This is a genomic window from Aminobacter sp. P4_H6_2 (genome assembly GCF_056400805.1).
Map to the genome: position 1 here is coordinate 1 of NZ_JBFUKO010000078.1, position 14940 is coordinate 14940.

Consider the following 14940-nt stretch of genomic DNA (forward strand, 5'->3'; position numbering starts at 1 on the left):
GTATTGTGCCACCAACGACGGTCGCTTCCGGGATCACGTTAAGTGCATCGGCACTGCCGCCGGCGAGATAGGTGACCGACACGACCACTGGATCGAAGGGATCGACATGGCGTGAGGCGATCGACTGGAGCGCCGTCACCAGATGCGCACTGACCAGCACAGGGTCCCGCGATTCGTGCGGCGAGGCGGCATGGGCACCCTTACCACGCAGAGTAACAACGAAGCGGTCGGCGGCCGCCAACATCGGCCCAGAGCGGATTGCGAACGAACCTATTGGCAGGCCCGGGTCGTTATGCATGCCAAAGACCTCCTGTATGCCGAAGCGCTCCAGAAGCCCCTCCTCGATCATCACGCGCCCACCAGCGCCACCCTCCTCAGCAGGCTGAAAGATCAGCACCACCGTTCCGGCAAAATCCCTAGTGGAGGCGAAGTGACGGGCAGCAGCAAGCAGCATCGCCGTGTGGCCATCGTGACCGCATGCGTGCATCCTGCCGAGGTTTTTCGACGCGTGAGCCAGATTTGTCTGCTCGGTTATCGGCAACGCATCCATATCGGCCCGCAGACCGATGGTGCGGCCACCCAACCTTCCTTTCACGACTGCGACAACACCCGATTTCGCGATACCGGTGACAACTTCATCGCAGCCGAACGACTTGAGCTTGTCGGCAACGAAGGTCGATGTGATGGGCAGGTCGAACAAGAGTTCGGGATGCTGATGGAGATGGCGGCGCCACAGGACGGCTTCCTCGGCAATCGTCTCGATCGTGTCTTGGATGGGCATCTCTTCCTCTTTCTTCCAATTGAATCAGGTTTGCCGCGCAGTCCAACGGCGAGGACGCGCACCCGAGCTTGCGCGCTCGACGTCTTCGACGCCGTAGGACGAAACGCTTGCCTTCACAAGATGCAGGTGCGAGAGACGGCCGAAGCCAACAATGACGGTTCCCCATGCCAGTAATCGAACAGATCGCCCAATTCGCCGACGATCTCACCGCGATACGCAAAGACTTCCACCAGCATCCCGAGCTCGGCTTCGAGGAGCATCGCACTTCCCAGCGGGTGGCGGATCTGCTTGCGAGTTGGGGCGTCATCATCGAGCGCGGCATTGGCGGAACCGGACTGGTCGGCGTCATCGAGGGTACCCGCCCGGGCCGTAGCATCGGGTTGCGGGCCGATATGGACGCCCTGCCCATGGATGAGCTGACCAACCTGCCTTATGCGTCGAAGAACCCCGGCGTCTTTCATGGCTGTGGTCACGATGGGCACACCACCATGCTGCTCGGTGCTGCGCGCTATCTCGCCGGCAATCGCGATTTCGCAGGTCGCGCCGTGTTGATCTTCCAGCCGGCAGAGGAAGGCCTTGGCGGCGCCAGGGCGATGCTGCGCGACGGTCTCTTTGACCGCTTCCCCTGCGACGAACTCTATGGGATGCACAACTCGCCCTATCAGGGGCATTCCCAGCTGACGATCCGGCCGGGGAAGGCGCAAGCCGGCGCCAGCTTCTTCGACATCACCCTCCACGGCCGCGGTAGCCACGGGGCCATGCCCCAGGCCAGCCGCGATCCGATCACCATCGGTTCTGGCCTGGTGAAAGAGATGCAGGAGATCGTCTCGCGCAACATGGATCCGACGCATCCCGCCGTCGTTTCGGTCACGCAGTTTCATGCCGGATCCGCCTACAACGTCATTCCTGAAGCCGCGGTGCTTCGCGGCACCTTCCGCTACTTCGACGATGCCGATGGCGTGATGATCGAAAACCGCATCCGCAAGCTCTGCGCAGGTTTTGCGCTCGCGCATGAGATCGAGATCACGGCAGATATCCGCAACATCTTCGATGTCCTCTCAAACGATCCGGAGCGGGTGGGCAATCTCATCGAGGTCGCGCAAGAGATCGTCGGCGACAAGGCGCAACCGAATGCCGAACTGACCATGGGGTCGGAGGATATGGCCGACCTTCTGCGCGTCGTTCCCGGCGCTTTCTTCAATCTTGGGCATGGCGGCACTGTTCCGCTGCACAATCCCGGATTTATTTTCGACGACACGATCCTGCCTGTCGGCGCCAGTTTGCTGGCACGCCTCGTCGAAGTACGCGGCGCCGCCTGAGGGCGACGGCCCCCAATAAAATCAAATTCTTGATCTGAGGAATTCGCTCGATCCCGGCATCGCTGCCGGGGCGGGCGAAGCTTTGGCTTTGCGATCCTGTGACGCCGCCTGCCCGGTGACATCGGGAAGTCGGCTCATTTTTCAACTTGACCAAATGAACGGACGAGAGCATTGGTTGCATTATATGGAACTCAGGTTCCATTTTATGGAACGGCTCGGAGGAGCAATGTCGGTCCTGAATAATGCCGCAGACGTATTGAGGTGCTTTGGCAACGACTGTCCCGATCTCACGGTCTCGGACGTCGTGAGATTGCTCGGCATGCCGAAAGCCAATGCGTCACGTCTCTTGAAGGCGATGCGCGAGGCGAACATGCTGGAGACGATCGGCGACAGCCACCGGCATCGCCCGGGCCGCCTGATGCTTGACCTCGCGGCGGCCTACCGTCGTTCTTCGCTGCTGATTGGCCGCGCCAGCGAAGTCGTAGCCGAAGCAAGCAATACCTTTGGCCATACCGGTTACATTTCCGTGCGCGACGGCAAGGAAGTGACTGCTGTAGCCGACTTCCAGGGCACCAACGCGCTCCGCGTCGTCAGCAATATCGGCCGGCGTCTGCCCGCCCATCTCAGTGCCACCGGTCGGTCGCTGCTAGCGCGGCTTGGCGATGAAGAGGTGCTTGCACTCTACGCCGGACACGGTGCGCTGGCTGACCTGAGCGAGCAGCTCTCAAAAGTACGGCATCAAGGCTTCGCATATTCGAGCCAGGAGGCGACCCCCGGGGTGGACGCCATCGCGATATCAGTTGCCGACCCTCGCACCGACGAAGCCGTCAGCCTGTGCATCGTTTACCCCCACGCACTCGTGGACACCAAAGGCCGCGACGAGATGATCGTTGCCCTCGCCAAGGGGGCCGCCCGCATTGCCGAGGACCTGGGCGACAGCGCTTTCGTCGCCCCCCGGATTTGAAGAAAAGGACATCATGTAATGAGTGATCTGCCCAACCGCTGGCGCGTGGGGTTCGACATTGGTGGAACCTTCACCGACTTCGTGCTCTACGACAGCAAGAACCACTCCGTCACGCTGCACAAGCGGCTGACCACGCCTCACGATCYGTCCCAGGCAGCGCTCGTCGGCCTGCAGGAGTTGCTGGATCTGCAGAACATCAAGCACGGCGATGTAGACGAGATCGTTCACGGCACAACGCTGGTCACCAATGCCGTTATCGAGCGCAAGGGTGCTCCTGTCGGCCTCATTACGACGCGCGGTTTCCGGGACTTGCTCGAAATGGGAACCGAGCAGCGCTACGACATCTATGACCTTTTCGTCTCTTTCCCCGATCCCATGGTCAGCCGCGACCTGCGCCGCGAGGTGGATGAGCGCATGACGGCCGCAGGCGAGGTGGAAACCGCTCTCGACGAGGCGCAGGTTCTGCAGGCGGCGAAATCGCTGGTCGCGGAAGGCTGCGAGGCAGTGGCCATTGCGTTCATCCATTCCTACGCCAACGCAGCCCATGAACGCCGCGCCGCCGACATCATCCGCGCTGCGTTCCCCGAGCTGTCGATCTCGATTTCGAGCGAGGTCGTGGCCGAAATGGGCGAATACCAGCGTACGGTTACGACCTGCGCCAACGCCTTCGTACAGCCCCTGATGCACCGCTACCTGACCAAGCTGGAGAAATCCTTGCGAAGCGCGGGTTTCGCAGGCCCGCTTCGTCTCATGCATTCTGCCGGTGGACTGATGTCCCTGGAGACCGCGCGCGACTTTCCAATCCGACTGCTCGAAAGTGGTCCGGCGGGCGGCGGGCTCGCCACAGCTCTATTCGGCAAGGCAGCCGGGCTCTCCGATGTCATTTCGTTCGATATGGGTGGCACCACTGCCAAGGCCTGCATGATCGAGAACGGGCGCGCCGAGATCTCGCCTATGATGGAGGCAGCGCGCGTCCACCGTTTCGTCAAGGGATCCGGCCTGCCTATCAAGGCGCCAGTGATCGAGATGATCGAGATCGGCGCCGGCGGCGGCTCGATCGCCGCCATCGATGACGTCGGCTTGCTTAAGGTAGGCCCGCAGTCGGCGGGTTCCGATCCTGGTCCGGCATGCTATGGCATGGGTGGCAAGGAGCCTACGGTCACCGACGCCAACCTCACGCTCGGCTATTACGATCCCAGTTTCTTCCTCGGCGGCCGCATGAAGCTCGACCTCGAGGCCGCCCGCGCAGCAATCGCACGCGTGGCCAGGCCGCTGGGCCTCACAACCGAAGAGGCGGCACTCGGCATCCACAAGGTCGTCGTCGAAAGTATGGCCTCTGCTGCGCGCGTGCATCTGGTTGAGCGCGGCAAAGATCCGCGCGAATACTCCATGGTTGGTTTYGGCGGCGCCGGCCCCGCGCATGCGGTCGATGTGGCACGTGCCATGGGCATCAGTTCCGTCTTGATCCCGCCTGCATCGGGCGCGGCATCGGCGCTTGGCTTCCTCGCCGCTCCTCTTTCCTTCGAGGGCGTGCGGTCACTGAGGGTCGAACTGAAGTCAGGTTTCGACGCGGACGCTGTCAACCGGCTGCTTACGGACCTCGAAAACGAGGGCCGCCACCAGCTGTCACGCTCGGACATCGCCTCAGCAGATACTATAGTCGAGCGCAGCGCGGACATGCGCCTTGTCGGGCAGATGCACGACATCAGCGTGCCGCTTCCTGCCACCACACTCGGCGAAGGCGATCTACCCGCAATACGCGAGGCCTTTGTTCGCGCCTATTCGACCCGCTATGCCGAGCCTTTCGAGGGTGCGCGCTTTGAATCCGTCAACTTCCGCGTTCGTGTGGCAGGCCCCACACCGCAGCTTTCGCTGACCGGCGCTACCGGCGGCGGCGATACCGCGGCCCGGATCAAGGGGCACCGCGTCTGCTGGTTCGACGAAGGTAGTTTCGAGACCGCAGTCTACGATCGCTACGCGCTCAGCAGCGGCGACACGATCCCTGGCCCGGCAATCATCGAGGAACGGGAGTCCACCACCGTCATCGGCCCGTCGGACAGCGTGACCATTGATGCAAGCCAGAACCTTTGCGTTCAGGTTGGCGCGCTCAAGGCCATCGATGCGTTCGTCACCGCTGACATGTCGCGGGCGGAGGCCGTCTCCCGCATCAAGGCCGATCCGATCGGCCTAGAAATCATGTGGTCGCGCCTTGTCAATGTCGTCGAGGAGATGTGGCTGACGGTGTGCCGCACTGCGTTTTCGCTCGTCATCGCCGAGGCGCAGGATTTTGCCTGCGAACTCCTCGACAAGGATGGCGAAACGCTCGCCCATAGCCCGCGCGCGATGCCCGTCTTCAACCTGACGCTGCCCCGCGCGGTCAAAGCCTTGCTGGCGCGTTATCCGGCGGAAACTCTGAAGCCTGGCGACGTCCTGATCACCAACGATCCATGGCTCTGCGCCGGCCATCTCTTCGACATCGCCATCGTCACGCCTGCCTTCCGCAACGGTCGGCTCGTAGGCCTGATGGGTACTGTCGGCCACGTCTCGGATATCGGAGGCACCAAGGATTCGCTCCATGCCCGCGAGATCTATGAGGAAGGGCTGCAGATCCCGCCGATGAAGATCTTCGAGGAGGGAAAGCCAAACGAGACACTGATCCAGCTCATCCAGCAGAACGTCCGCAACGGCGAGCAGGTCCTGGGCGACATCTTCTCCTTCGTGGCAGCCAACAAGCTCGGGGCGGAGCGGCTCGATGCCTTCATGCACGACTATGGGATGCATGATCTGGGCGCCCTCGCCGAAGTCGTCCAAGGGCTGTCGGAAAAGGCCATGCGCGACGCGATCCTTGCGCTGCCCGACGGTGAATACCGTTCGGTCATCACCAACAACCCGCTGGGCGAAAAGATCAGCTACCCGGTTCTGGTGAAAGTGGAAGGCGACAGCATCAGCGTCGATTTCGCCGGTGCCCCGCCGCAACTGCCGCAGGGTGGCTTGAACTCGACGCTGAACTACACGGCGGCCCATGCGACCTACCCGTTGAAGTGCATGCTCACGCCGACTGTGCGCGGCAATGCCGGATGCTATCGCCCGTTCATCGTTACCGCGCCCGAAGGCTCGATCCTGAACCCGACCTATCCGGCTGCGGTGAACCTGCGCACGCGCACTGGCTGGTATCTCGCGCCGAACATCTTCGCAGCGCTCGCATCGGCTTCGCCTGATATGGTCCAGTCGTTTACCGGACTTGCCGTGGCCGCCAATGTCTATGGCCAGACCAAGGACGGGCAGTTCTATTCGGACATGCTCTTTTGCGGAGGTGGTCAGGGCGGCTCCGAGCGCGGCGACGGCCACTCCTCGCTTCTTTGGCCAACCTCGGCAGCCAATACGTCTATCGAACTGATGGAAAGCCGAGTTCCGGTCCTGGTACTGGAGAAGGCATTCCTTGCAGACACCGGCGGTGCCGGCAAGATGCGCGGCGGACTTGGCCAGGTCGTGCGTTTCCGCAAGCGTTACGATGACGGGCTGGAGATGCTGGTGTCCGTCTATCCCGAAGGCGTCGACAATCCGATCGACGGCCTGTTCGGCGGCAAGGCCGGCGGCGGGGCCCGCGGACGCGTACTGTCCACCGACGGCAGCGTGCTGCGTGATTGCGGCACGGGCGAGCTGGTTTCGCTACACCGGACCGACCAGGTAGTCGAGCTCGTGCTCGCCGGCGGTTCCGGCTACGGCAACTCCGCCGAGCGTGCCCCGGCTGCAATCTCCCGCGACCTCGCGCTTGGTTTCGTCACGCCCGATCACGTTGCGCTCAACTACCGCCACGAACCGGGAACATCGGGAACCGTGGCACCCCAGGAGAACGTGGCCTGGGCCTGACCGTCCCATCGATTTCCGGCGGCGCCCGGCCGACTGGCGCCGCCCACCTGCAACGACGACCACATATTCGACAGGAGGAATGCAATGACTGCCTTTAACAAGTTCAACATCTCGCGGCGTGGCCTGCTGGCCTTGGCCGGCGTGGGCCTCGCTACAACTGTTTTTCCCCGCCAGCTCCTTGCGCAGTCGGGCGGTGTCCTGATCATCGCCGCCGGCCAGGACATCCCCAATTTCGACCCGCACACCGCGACGGGCTATTCCGCGTCCTTTTTCCTGCGCAACGTCTATGACCCGCTCGTGCGTATCTCGGGCAATCCGCCCGTACCCACGCCGGGGATCGCTGAGAGCTGGGCCGTCAGCCCTGACGGGACAGAGTACACATTCGTTCTGAACAAGGCCGCGAAGTTCCATTCCGGCAATGCCGTCACCGCCGACGACGTGGTCTATTCCTTCGGCCGTGCGCTGAAGCTTGCCAAGGGCAATTCGTGGATGATCCGCGACATCGTCACCGCCGAGGGCGTATCGGCGGTCGACGCCGGAACGGTGAAGTTCAAGCTAGCAACGCCATTCGCACCATTCCTGCAGGTGCTGCCGTGGATCTTCATCGTCGAGAAGGCGGTGGTCGAGGCCAATCTCGGTAGCGACGCCGGCGAAACCTACCTCATGACCAACGCTGCCGGCTCAGGCCCGTTCACTGTCGCCCGCTTCGAGGTCGGCACGCTTTACCAGCTGGCCCGCGCGCCGGAAGCGTGGCAGGCCGRCGGCGGCAATCTTGAAGGGGTGATCTGGCAAATCGTGCGTGAGACCGCTACGCAGCGGCTGATGATCCAGCGCGGCGAAGCGCATATCGCCACCGACCTCACCAGCGAAGACATGGACGCACTGAAGGACGCGCCAGGCGTTGTCAGAGTCATCGAACCGGAATACCGCACCTTCTCGATCAAGATGAACACGCAGCATGGACCTTGTGCCGACATCAACCTGCGCAAGGCCATCTCCTATGCCACGAACTATCAGGCGATCCTGGACGCGGCAGGTTACGCCGACCCGATGAACGGCCCGCTGCCCAAGGGCATCCTCGGCTTCAATCCTGATCTCGTCGCCTATGGCACTGATCTGGCCAAGGCCAAGGAATACATGGCGAAGTCGGCCAAGCCTGAAGGCGGCTTCAAGCTCAAGATGTACCACGTCTCGGGTCTTGAGCAGCAGCGTCGCTGGGCACTCATCATGCTCGACAGCCTCAAGCAGCTCAACATCGAGCTCGAGATCGTGCCGATGAACTGGCCCGACATGGTCACCGCCTGCAAGTCGCCCGAAACCTTCCCGGACCTGTTCCCCGTTTACCAGACGGCGAACTATGGCGACCCTGATAATATCGCCTATGCGGCTTACCATTCGTCGCGCAACGGCGCCTGGCAGAACGCCGTCTACAAGAACCCGGAAGTCGACGCTCTCATTGAGGCTGGCCGCAAGGAAATCGACCAGGCCAAGCGCGTCGCCATTTACGGCGAATTCCAGAAGAAGGTCGTCGAGGACGCCCCCGACGTCTTCGGCGTGCTGGAGCGTCGCAAGCTCGCCATGCGCGACACGGTGAAGGACTACCACTTCACCCCAGTGGCCTCCAACGCCATCGAGGCCTGGGGCCTGTCGCTCGGCTAAKTCGAACATTTGGCGGGCCTCCGGGCCCGCCAAAGCTCCAACCAAAGGACATCGGCAATGCTGCATTTCATCCTGCGGCGGCTTCTGCTGCTCATACCGGTCATCGTCGGACTGACGATCATCATGTTCGCCATCGCACGCCTTCTGCCGGGCGATCCGGTGGCGCTCGCCGCAGGTCCGAACGCAACGCAGGCCGAAATCGCAGCACTTGCCGTGGAGTACGGCCTGGATAAGCCGATCTGGGTGCAGTACGGCACCTATGTCTCCGGGCTGGTTCATGGCGACCTCGGGACGTCGCTCCTCACGCGCCGTCCCGTCGCTGCCGATATTAAGGCCTACCTTCCCGCCACCCTCGAACTGGTGTTCGCGGCGATGTTCATCGCGGTCGCGGTCGGCATCCCGCTCGGCCTCGTGACTGCCGTTTGGCGCAACCGCTGGCCGGATTATCTCGCCCAGGTAGGCGCCATCGGCGCGATTTCGATGCCGCGCTTCTTCCTCGGCCTGCTTCTGCAGCTCTGCTTTGCCATGTGGTTGATGTGGCTGCCGCTCGGTGGCCGCCTGCCGATCGTCGTCATCCCGCCGCGCTTCGTCACCGGCTTCCTGACCATCGATTCATTGATCGCAGGCAACTGGAATACCTTCTTCATGTCGCTCCGCCATCTGGCGTTGCCTGCCATAGCCATGTCGCTTTCTCCGCTCGCCACGATCATGCGCATGATGCGCGCCTCGACGATCGAGGTGATGCAGCAGGACTATGTGATGACCGCGCGTGCGCTCGGTCTGCCATCTACAAAGATCATCACCAAATACGTCGCCCGAAACGCTGTCTCGGCCACGTTGACGGTGATCGGCCTCTATTTCGGCTGGCTGCTCGGCGGCACCGTACTGGTTGAAACCGTGTTCGACTGGCCGGGTCTTGGCCTCTACGCAACCAAAGCCATCATTTCGCAGGACATGATGCCGGTCATCGGCGTTGCACTGGTCATCGGCCTCCTCTTCGTCTTCGCCAACCTTGTCATCGACTTGCTCTACGGCGTCATCAACCCCAAGGTCCGCTATTCATGACCACGACCGAGCTGAACACAGCGGACGACATCGCCACGCCGCGCCGCGACAGGCTGCGCCGCGCTCTGTTCCGCTTTTCCCAGAGCAAGCTGTCGATGCTTGGTGCGGTCATTGTCGCGGTGGTGATCTTCTTCACCGTCTTTGGCACGGCGCTCGCCCCCTACCCCAACCATGTTACGGGCAGTGTCGACACCGCTTCCCGGTTCCTGGCACCGTCAGCGGCCCATCCCTTCGGCACCAACGAGCTTGGCCAGGACGTGCTTTCGCTCGTCATGGCCGGCACTACCGTTTCTGTACTCGCCGGCTTCGGTGTCGTGCTCATCGGCTCGGTAATCGGCACGCTGGTGGGCGCCGTTGCTGGCTTCGCCCGCGGCTGGGTCGACGAAGTGCTGATGCGGCTGACCGACCTCACCTTGACCATTCCCGGGCTGATCCTCGCCATGGCGATTGCCGCAGCCCTTGGCTCGGGCTTCGGCAACATGGTCATCGCCATCGCCCTGTCATGGTGGCCCGGCTATGCGCGACTGGTGCGCGGCGAGGTGCTCGCAGCGCGCGAAGAAGTCTATGTGACGGCAGCCCGCGCGCTCGGTGCCACACCGAAACGCATCCTCTTCCGTCATATCTTGCCCAACGTCGTCTCGCCAATCATCGTCAAGATGTCGCTCGACATGGGCTTTGCCATCCTTACCGTGGCAGGCCTCGGCTTCATCGGTATCGGCGTTCGACCGCCAACACCTGAATGGGGCACCCTGCTTTCAGTGTCGCGCTCATACATGCCCGACTACTGGTGGACGGCCATGGCGCCTGGCATGGCAATGTTTTTGGCGGTGTTCGGCTTCAATCTTTTGGGTGACGGCCTGCGCGACATCCTCGATCCGAAGGCGAGGCGCTGAGATGACCCAACCTCTCCTTGCGATCCGCGACCTGCACCTCAGGATGTCCAGCTTCGATGGCCGGGCACATGTGCTGAACGGGATCAATCTCACCGTGAACCGGGGCGAGATCTGGGGGCTCGTCGGAGAAAGCGGCTGCGGCAAGTCGCTGACTGGCCTGTCGGTCTCGCGCCTGCAGCCAACGCCGCCTGCGCACTATTCAGCGGGCGAGATCCTGCTGGAAGGCCAGGACCTGCTCAAGCTCAGCCCGGCCCAGATGCAGCGCTTGCGAGGCAAGCGTATCGGCATGATCTTCCAGGACCCGACGACAAACCTCAATCCGGCCTTCCGCATAGGCGAGCAGCTCGTCGACGTGGCGCTCGCCGCAGCCGAGCGCGATCCTGAAGTGATTGGTTGCCCGCCCAATGCCGGGCGGCGCGCACGCCGCCTCGCTGCACGCAAGATGGCCGGGGAAATGCTGGCTCGCGTCGGAATCCCCAATGCGCAGGCGCGGCTCGACAGCTATCCGCATCAGTTTTCCGGCGGCATGCGCCAGCGCGTCCTGATTGCCATGGCGCTGATCGGACGCCCGGATCTTCTCATCGCCGACGAGCCGACGACGGCACTCGACGTATCGGTCCAGGCCCAGATCCTCGAGCTCATCAAAAACAGCGTCAAAGATTTCAACATGGGTGTGGTGTTGATCACCCATAATCTCGGCGTCGTCGCCCAAACATGCAGCCATGTTGCTGTCATGTATGCGGGAAACATCGTCGAAAGCGGTCCGGTAGCAGCAGTGATCGGCAATCCGGTCCATCCCTACACGCGCGCCCTGATGTCAGCGATCCCGACCCGGGAAACCAAGCGCGGTGAGCTTCGCGGGCTKGCGGGGTCAGTGCCGAACCTGCTCACGCCGCCGCCGGGCTGCCGTTTTGCGCCGCGCTGCCAGTTCGCCCTGCCCGCGTGCACCGCAGCCACGCCGGCACCAGTGACGGTTGGCGACAGCCATGCTGCCGCCTGTATTCGCGTGAATGAAATGGAGGCGCTCGTCCATGACTGAGATCATGCTTGAGATCGACAACGTCTCGAAAATCTACCCAGGGCGTCGCGGCATCTTCGGCACATCGCCAGAGGTCCAGGCGCTGAAGAACGTATCGCTCAGCGTACGCAAGGGCGAGAGCTTTGGCCTTGTGGGCGAAAGTGGTTCGGGCAAGACGACCCTCACCCGCTCCATCCTGCATCTGGAGACGCCCACCTCGGGCAGTATCCGTGTGCAAGGCCAGGACCTCGGGAAATTGTCAGATGCCGAGCTGCGTCGGTTGCGCGCGCGCGTCCAGATCGTCTTCCAGGATCCCTATGCCTCGCTCAATCCGCGCATGTCGGTATACGACATCGTGATTGAGCCATTGGTGATCCACCACGAAACTTTGGGCCTGACAAACAGACAACGCAGCGACCGGGCTGCCGAGCTGCTCTCGCTTGTAGGCATGGGCTCGCAGCACCTGCATCGCTATCCGCACGAGTTCTCCGGCGGCCAACGCCAACGCATCTGCATCGCGCGTGCACTGGCCTCCGGGCCGGAGCTGCTTCTTCTGGACGAGCCGACCTCTGCGCTCGATGTCTCGGTGCAGGCGCAGGTTCTCAATCTCCTGTGCGAGTTACAGGATCGCCTCGGCCTGACCTATTTCTTCATCAGCCACGACCTGGCGGTGGTGCGTTATCTCTGCGATCGCGTGGCGCTGATCAACCGCGGTGAAATCGTCGAACAAGGCGATTGCGCCGACATCTTCGACTCCCCGACAAGCGAATATGCCCGCATGCTGATCGGTGCGATGCCAGAGGTGAGGGTTCCAGCAAATAGCGGTCGCAACGGCTAGATGTCGAGGTTAACACCATCCTGAACGCTGCCCTTACTCCACGCTGCCCCTTCCGGCGCGACTTCTGGCGCTTCTGCAAGGAGTCGGGCGAGGCCGATTTCACTCAGTAGAGCGTATCGGGACAGCGGCGACTGCGCGTCGAAACAGCGGACGAGCCCGATGGCGATCAGCCCGACCTCGGTCTCGACACGCGTTCCCAAGCGAAGGATCGTATCGTCTCGCGCTCTGTCCCGGCGCTGCTGCAGCGATGTGGGACGCGATGCCGACATTCATGAACGCAACAGGCGACTCATCGCTTGGCCCAATCGTCGGCGTCTTGCAGATCGATGCCCTGCACGGCCAGCGAGAGCCCCATTTGTTGCCTCAGAGAAGTCGTCTCGATTTGAACTCACGACCTGGCCTTTTTGACTTGAGCTGCTGAGAGTAAGCGACACGGCCGTACGTCGCTATGAGCATCAGCATTCACAAAGTGGTCCATCCTCTACCTTCCAGAACAGTAGGATCCCGCACAGATCGTCGCTCGACCAACAGGCTCGACCTGAGCGTACGGTCTGCTCTTGAGATCGACGATCTTCGTCGCGAAGGTCCGAAATTGCGGTCAAAAGCAGTCGGCAGAGAGCTAAGCCAATCCTTGAGCCAACATCGGCACACTGATAATATTTCCACGCGGCGGCAGTCTGTCCGCAGGCCGGCGCAACTTTGGAAGACTCAGCCGGGAGGCGCCGGCCAAGTTGGAGCGCCGCATGCAGGACCGCCCGCCACCCGACAAGCTGATTGTGGTCGCCGCCTTTGACCGCGACGACGACAGCGAGCTTTGTTGGGCATTTGAGCCACGGGAAATGCAAAGCGGCGAASCAGCGGTCCGGTTCGCCAAGATGATCGAGGACCATCACATCGGAGTTATCGCTTGGGTTCGCGAGGTAAATCCGGCCATTGGCGAATATGGCGAGCCGAAGATTCTATACCAGCACGGCGAAGTGCCAGACATGGAGTGATGCGATCCTGTCATCAGCACAAAGGACGCCGTTCTGCTCCGGCCCCACAGAATAGGTGGGCATTGCATCGTTCTCAGCCCTGTTGGCGTTCCTCGCCTGGAACGCCGGCGGGCACGGCCGATGTCACCATATATTGCTTTCTCTAACATTCTCAATTTATTTAAATCAAATTTAGAATTGGCTCCCTGTGGCATAGCCGCCTCGGCAGCGCATAGCGTGTCCGCATGCGGATCGGCTCGCAACAGGCTGCCAGTGCACTGAGGGCTTTCGACATTGGACCGACGTGGATTGTTATCTGGAGAAGGGGCGGACTCTACCGCCTCTCGTGCCGGGCCAGGCCTCTCGGGCTACCCGATCCGAAGCGACGTTCGCCCTAGGGAGATCAGAATTGCGCCGACTTTCCGCCGCGACGAGATTGGCTAGCACTTGTTAGCAAGTGCCTAAAAGCAACATCCGTCCATGAATATGAAATCCCTCACGCCCGAATACTTGCGTGAGGCCGAATATACGCGCACGCTGATGTGGGCTGTTGGGKCGTTAACGGAGGTGTTCCGTGAGCCCTATGGTTTTGCCCCGACCTCGGTCTCGGCAACACTCTGCAAAACCTTCCAGCGCAATAGTTCAAAGTCTGTTCGCGACCTCTTCGCTGGTCGCAATCACTTCAGCGCTAGGCATTATGCTTTCGACGCTTGGTTCGGCAGATGCGCAGACAGTCGGACCGGGCACGGTAACCACTACCGTGAACGTCCCTGCCGGGACCACCACCGTGGTCGGCAACACCACCGTTTCGACGGCCGGCGCCACCAATGCGAGCAACGTCACAGGCGGGACGCTGGTCATCGACAGCTCGGCGGGAGCGTCTCCCGGCTTGATTGTTTTCCAGGTCGTCAACGGCAATGCGTTGCAGGCCAATGGCGGCACGATCAGCGTGCCGAACGGCGGCCTGAGCATCCAGACGGTGGGCGGCCACGCCGTGCTTGCCAACGGGGCTGCGAGCACGTTACCCTTAATGGCACGTCTATTACAACGACCGGCGTCGGCGCGGCGCTTGCCGCGATCGGCGGCACGATCAATGCCAGCACCACGGTCGTCAACAACACGGCCACCGCCGGCTCGACCATTTCGGCCGGCCACGGCGCCATCGCCGAGAGCGGCGGCACGATCTTGCTGCATGCCGGCACGAGCATCACGACGGCAGCCTTTAATTCCGTCGGGCTCGGGGCTTCGGGCGCCAACAGCCGCGTCGTCCCCGACGTGCTCATCCCGGTGACCATGAACGGCCGGGGCGCGATGGGGATCTATGTGCATGACGGTGGCCAGGTGACGCTGTTGCCAGGGTCGACGCTGCAGATGAATGGAACCAGCAGCGTGGGTATTGGCGTGGACAACACCACCGTTGCGCTCGGCACGATCGGCAGCGGCCTGACGATCAACTTCAACGCTGTCGGGGTGGCGGGACAGGCGGGAGGCACAGGCCTGTTTGCCGTCAATGGCGGTTCGCTCGCCATCGCGAATGTGACCGTCACAGGCACCAATGC

12 protein-coding genes are annotated in these 14940 nt (G+C 62.2%); 10 read left to right on the top strand and 2 right to left on the bottom strand.

Going from position 1 to position 14940, the window contains the following annotated elements:
- Positions 1 to 781: amidohydrolase (locus tag AC1DUU_RS08960; protein ID WP_476783068.1), on the bottom strand; the 781-nt coding region annotated here is incomplete at its 3' end.
- Positions 782 to 945: 164 nt separating this feature from the next.
- Between AC1DUU_RS08960 and AC1DUU_RS08965 the strand changes: the two genes are divergently transcribed.
- The 8 genes from AC1DUU_RS08965 to AC1DUU_RS09000 all read left to right on the top strand — a co-directional run bounded on the left by AC1DUU_RS08965 (position 946) and on the right by AC1DUU_RS09000 (position 12407).
- Complete coding sequence (locus AC1DUU_RS08965; RefSeq protein ID WP_476783069.1) at positions 946 to 2100, top strand: M20 aminoacylase family protein; 1155 nt, start codon at positions 946 to 948, stop codon at positions 2098 to 2100.
- Positions 2101 to 2284: 184 nt separating this feature from the next.
- Positions 2285 to 3064 carry an IclR family transcriptional regulator gene (locus AC1DUU_RS08970; RefSeq protein WP_476783070.1) on the top strand — a complete coding sequence of 260 codons (780 nt, stop codon included), beginning with the start codon at positions 2285 to 2287 and terminating at the stop codon, positions 3062 to 3064.
- Between the two features lie 18 nt (positions 3065 to 3082).
- The gene (locus AC1DUU_RS08975; RefSeq protein WP_476783071.1) at positions 3083 to 6934 is read left to right on the top strand and encodes a hydantoinase B/oxoprolinase family protein; all 3852 of its coding nucleotides are present in this window, start codon (positions 3083 to 3085) and stop codon (positions 6932 to 6934) included.
- An 84-nt stretch (positions 6935 to 7018) separates the two neighbouring features.
- Complete coding sequence (locus AC1DUU_RS08980; RefSeq protein WP_476783072.1) at positions 7019 to 8593, top strand: ABC transporter substrate-binding protein; 1575 nt, start codon at positions 7019 to 7021, stop codon at positions 8591 to 8593.
- 57 nt (positions 8594 to 8650) lie between these two features.
- Complete coding sequence (locus AC1DUU_RS08985) at positions 8651 to 9658, top strand: ABC transporter permease (RefSeq protein ID WP_476783073.1); 1008 nt, start codon at positions 8651 to 8653, stop codon at positions 9656 to 9658.
- Positions 9655 to 10551, top strand: coding sequence for an ABC transporter permease (locus AC1DUU_RS08990; protein WP_476783074.1), 897 nt, complete (start codon positions 9655 to 9657; stop codon positions 10549 to 10551). Before AC1DUU_RS08985 ends, AC1DUU_RS08990 begins: the two co-directional genes overlap by 4 nt.
- A gap of 1 nt (position 10552) precedes the next feature.
- Entirely contained in the window at positions 10553 to 11590 is a 1038-nt protein-coding gene (locus tag AC1DUU_RS08995; RefSeq protein WP_476783075.1) for an ABC transporter ATP-binding protein, read from the top strand.
- Complete coding sequence (locus tag AC1DUU_RS09000) at positions 11583 to 12407, top strand: ATP-binding cassette domain-containing protein (RefSeq protein WP_476783076.1); 825 nt, start codon at positions 11583 to 11585, stop codon at positions 12405 to 12407. Before AC1DUU_RS08995 ends, AC1DUU_RS09000 begins: the two co-directional genes overlap by 8 nt.
- Here AC1DUU_RS09000 and AC1DUU_RS09005 read toward each other — a convergent pair.
- The gene (locus tag AC1DUU_RS09005) at positions 12404 to 12607 is read right to left on the bottom strand and encodes a hypothetical protein (protein WP_476783077.1); all 204 of its coding nucleotides are present in this window, start codon (positions 12605 to 12607) and stop codon (positions 12404 to 12406) included. The two genes, AC1DUU_RS09000 and AC1DUU_RS09005, sit on opposite strands and share 4 nt — an antisense overlap.
- A 543-nt stretch (positions 12608 to 13150) precedes the next feature.
- On the opposite strand from AC1DUU_RS09005, the gene AC1DUU_RS09010 reads away from it, so the two are divergent.
- Together AC1DUU_RS09010 and AC1DUU_RS09015 are read left to right on the top strand one after the other, a co-directional pair.
- Complete coding sequence (locus tag AC1DUU_RS09010) at positions 13151 to 13402, top strand: hypothetical protein (protein ID WP_476783078.1); 252 nt, start codon at positions 13151 to 13153, stop codon at positions 13400 to 13402.
- A 459-nt stretch (positions 13403 to 13861) separates the two neighbouring features.
- On the top strand, positions 13862 to 14940 hold a 1079-nt coding region (locus AC1DUU_RS09015), incomplete at its 3' end, for a hypothetical protein (RefSeq protein ID WP_476783079.1).

Bases quoted from the DNA above. Each gene is read 5' to 3' on its own strand.
- AC1DUU_RS08965 (WP_476783069.1), top strand. From the start codon at position 946: ATGCCAGTAATCGAACAGATCGCCCAATTCGCCGACGATCTCACCGCG.
- AC1DUU_RS08970 (WP_476783070.1), top strand. From the start codon at position 2,285: ATGGAACTCAGGTTCCATTTTATGGAACGGCTCGGAGGAGCAATGTCG.
- AC1DUU_RS08985 (WP_476783073.1), top strand. From the start codon at position 8,651: ATGCTGCATTTCATCCTGCGGCGGCTTCTGCTGCTCATACCGGTCATC.
- AC1DUU_RS08990 (WP_476783074.1), top strand. From the start codon at position 9,655: ATGACCACGACCGAGCTGAACACAGCGGACGACATCGCCACGCCGCGC.
- AC1DUU_RS09000 (WP_476783076.1), top strand. From the start codon at position 11,583: ATGACTGAGATCATGCTTGAGATCGACAACGTCTCGAAAATCTACCCA.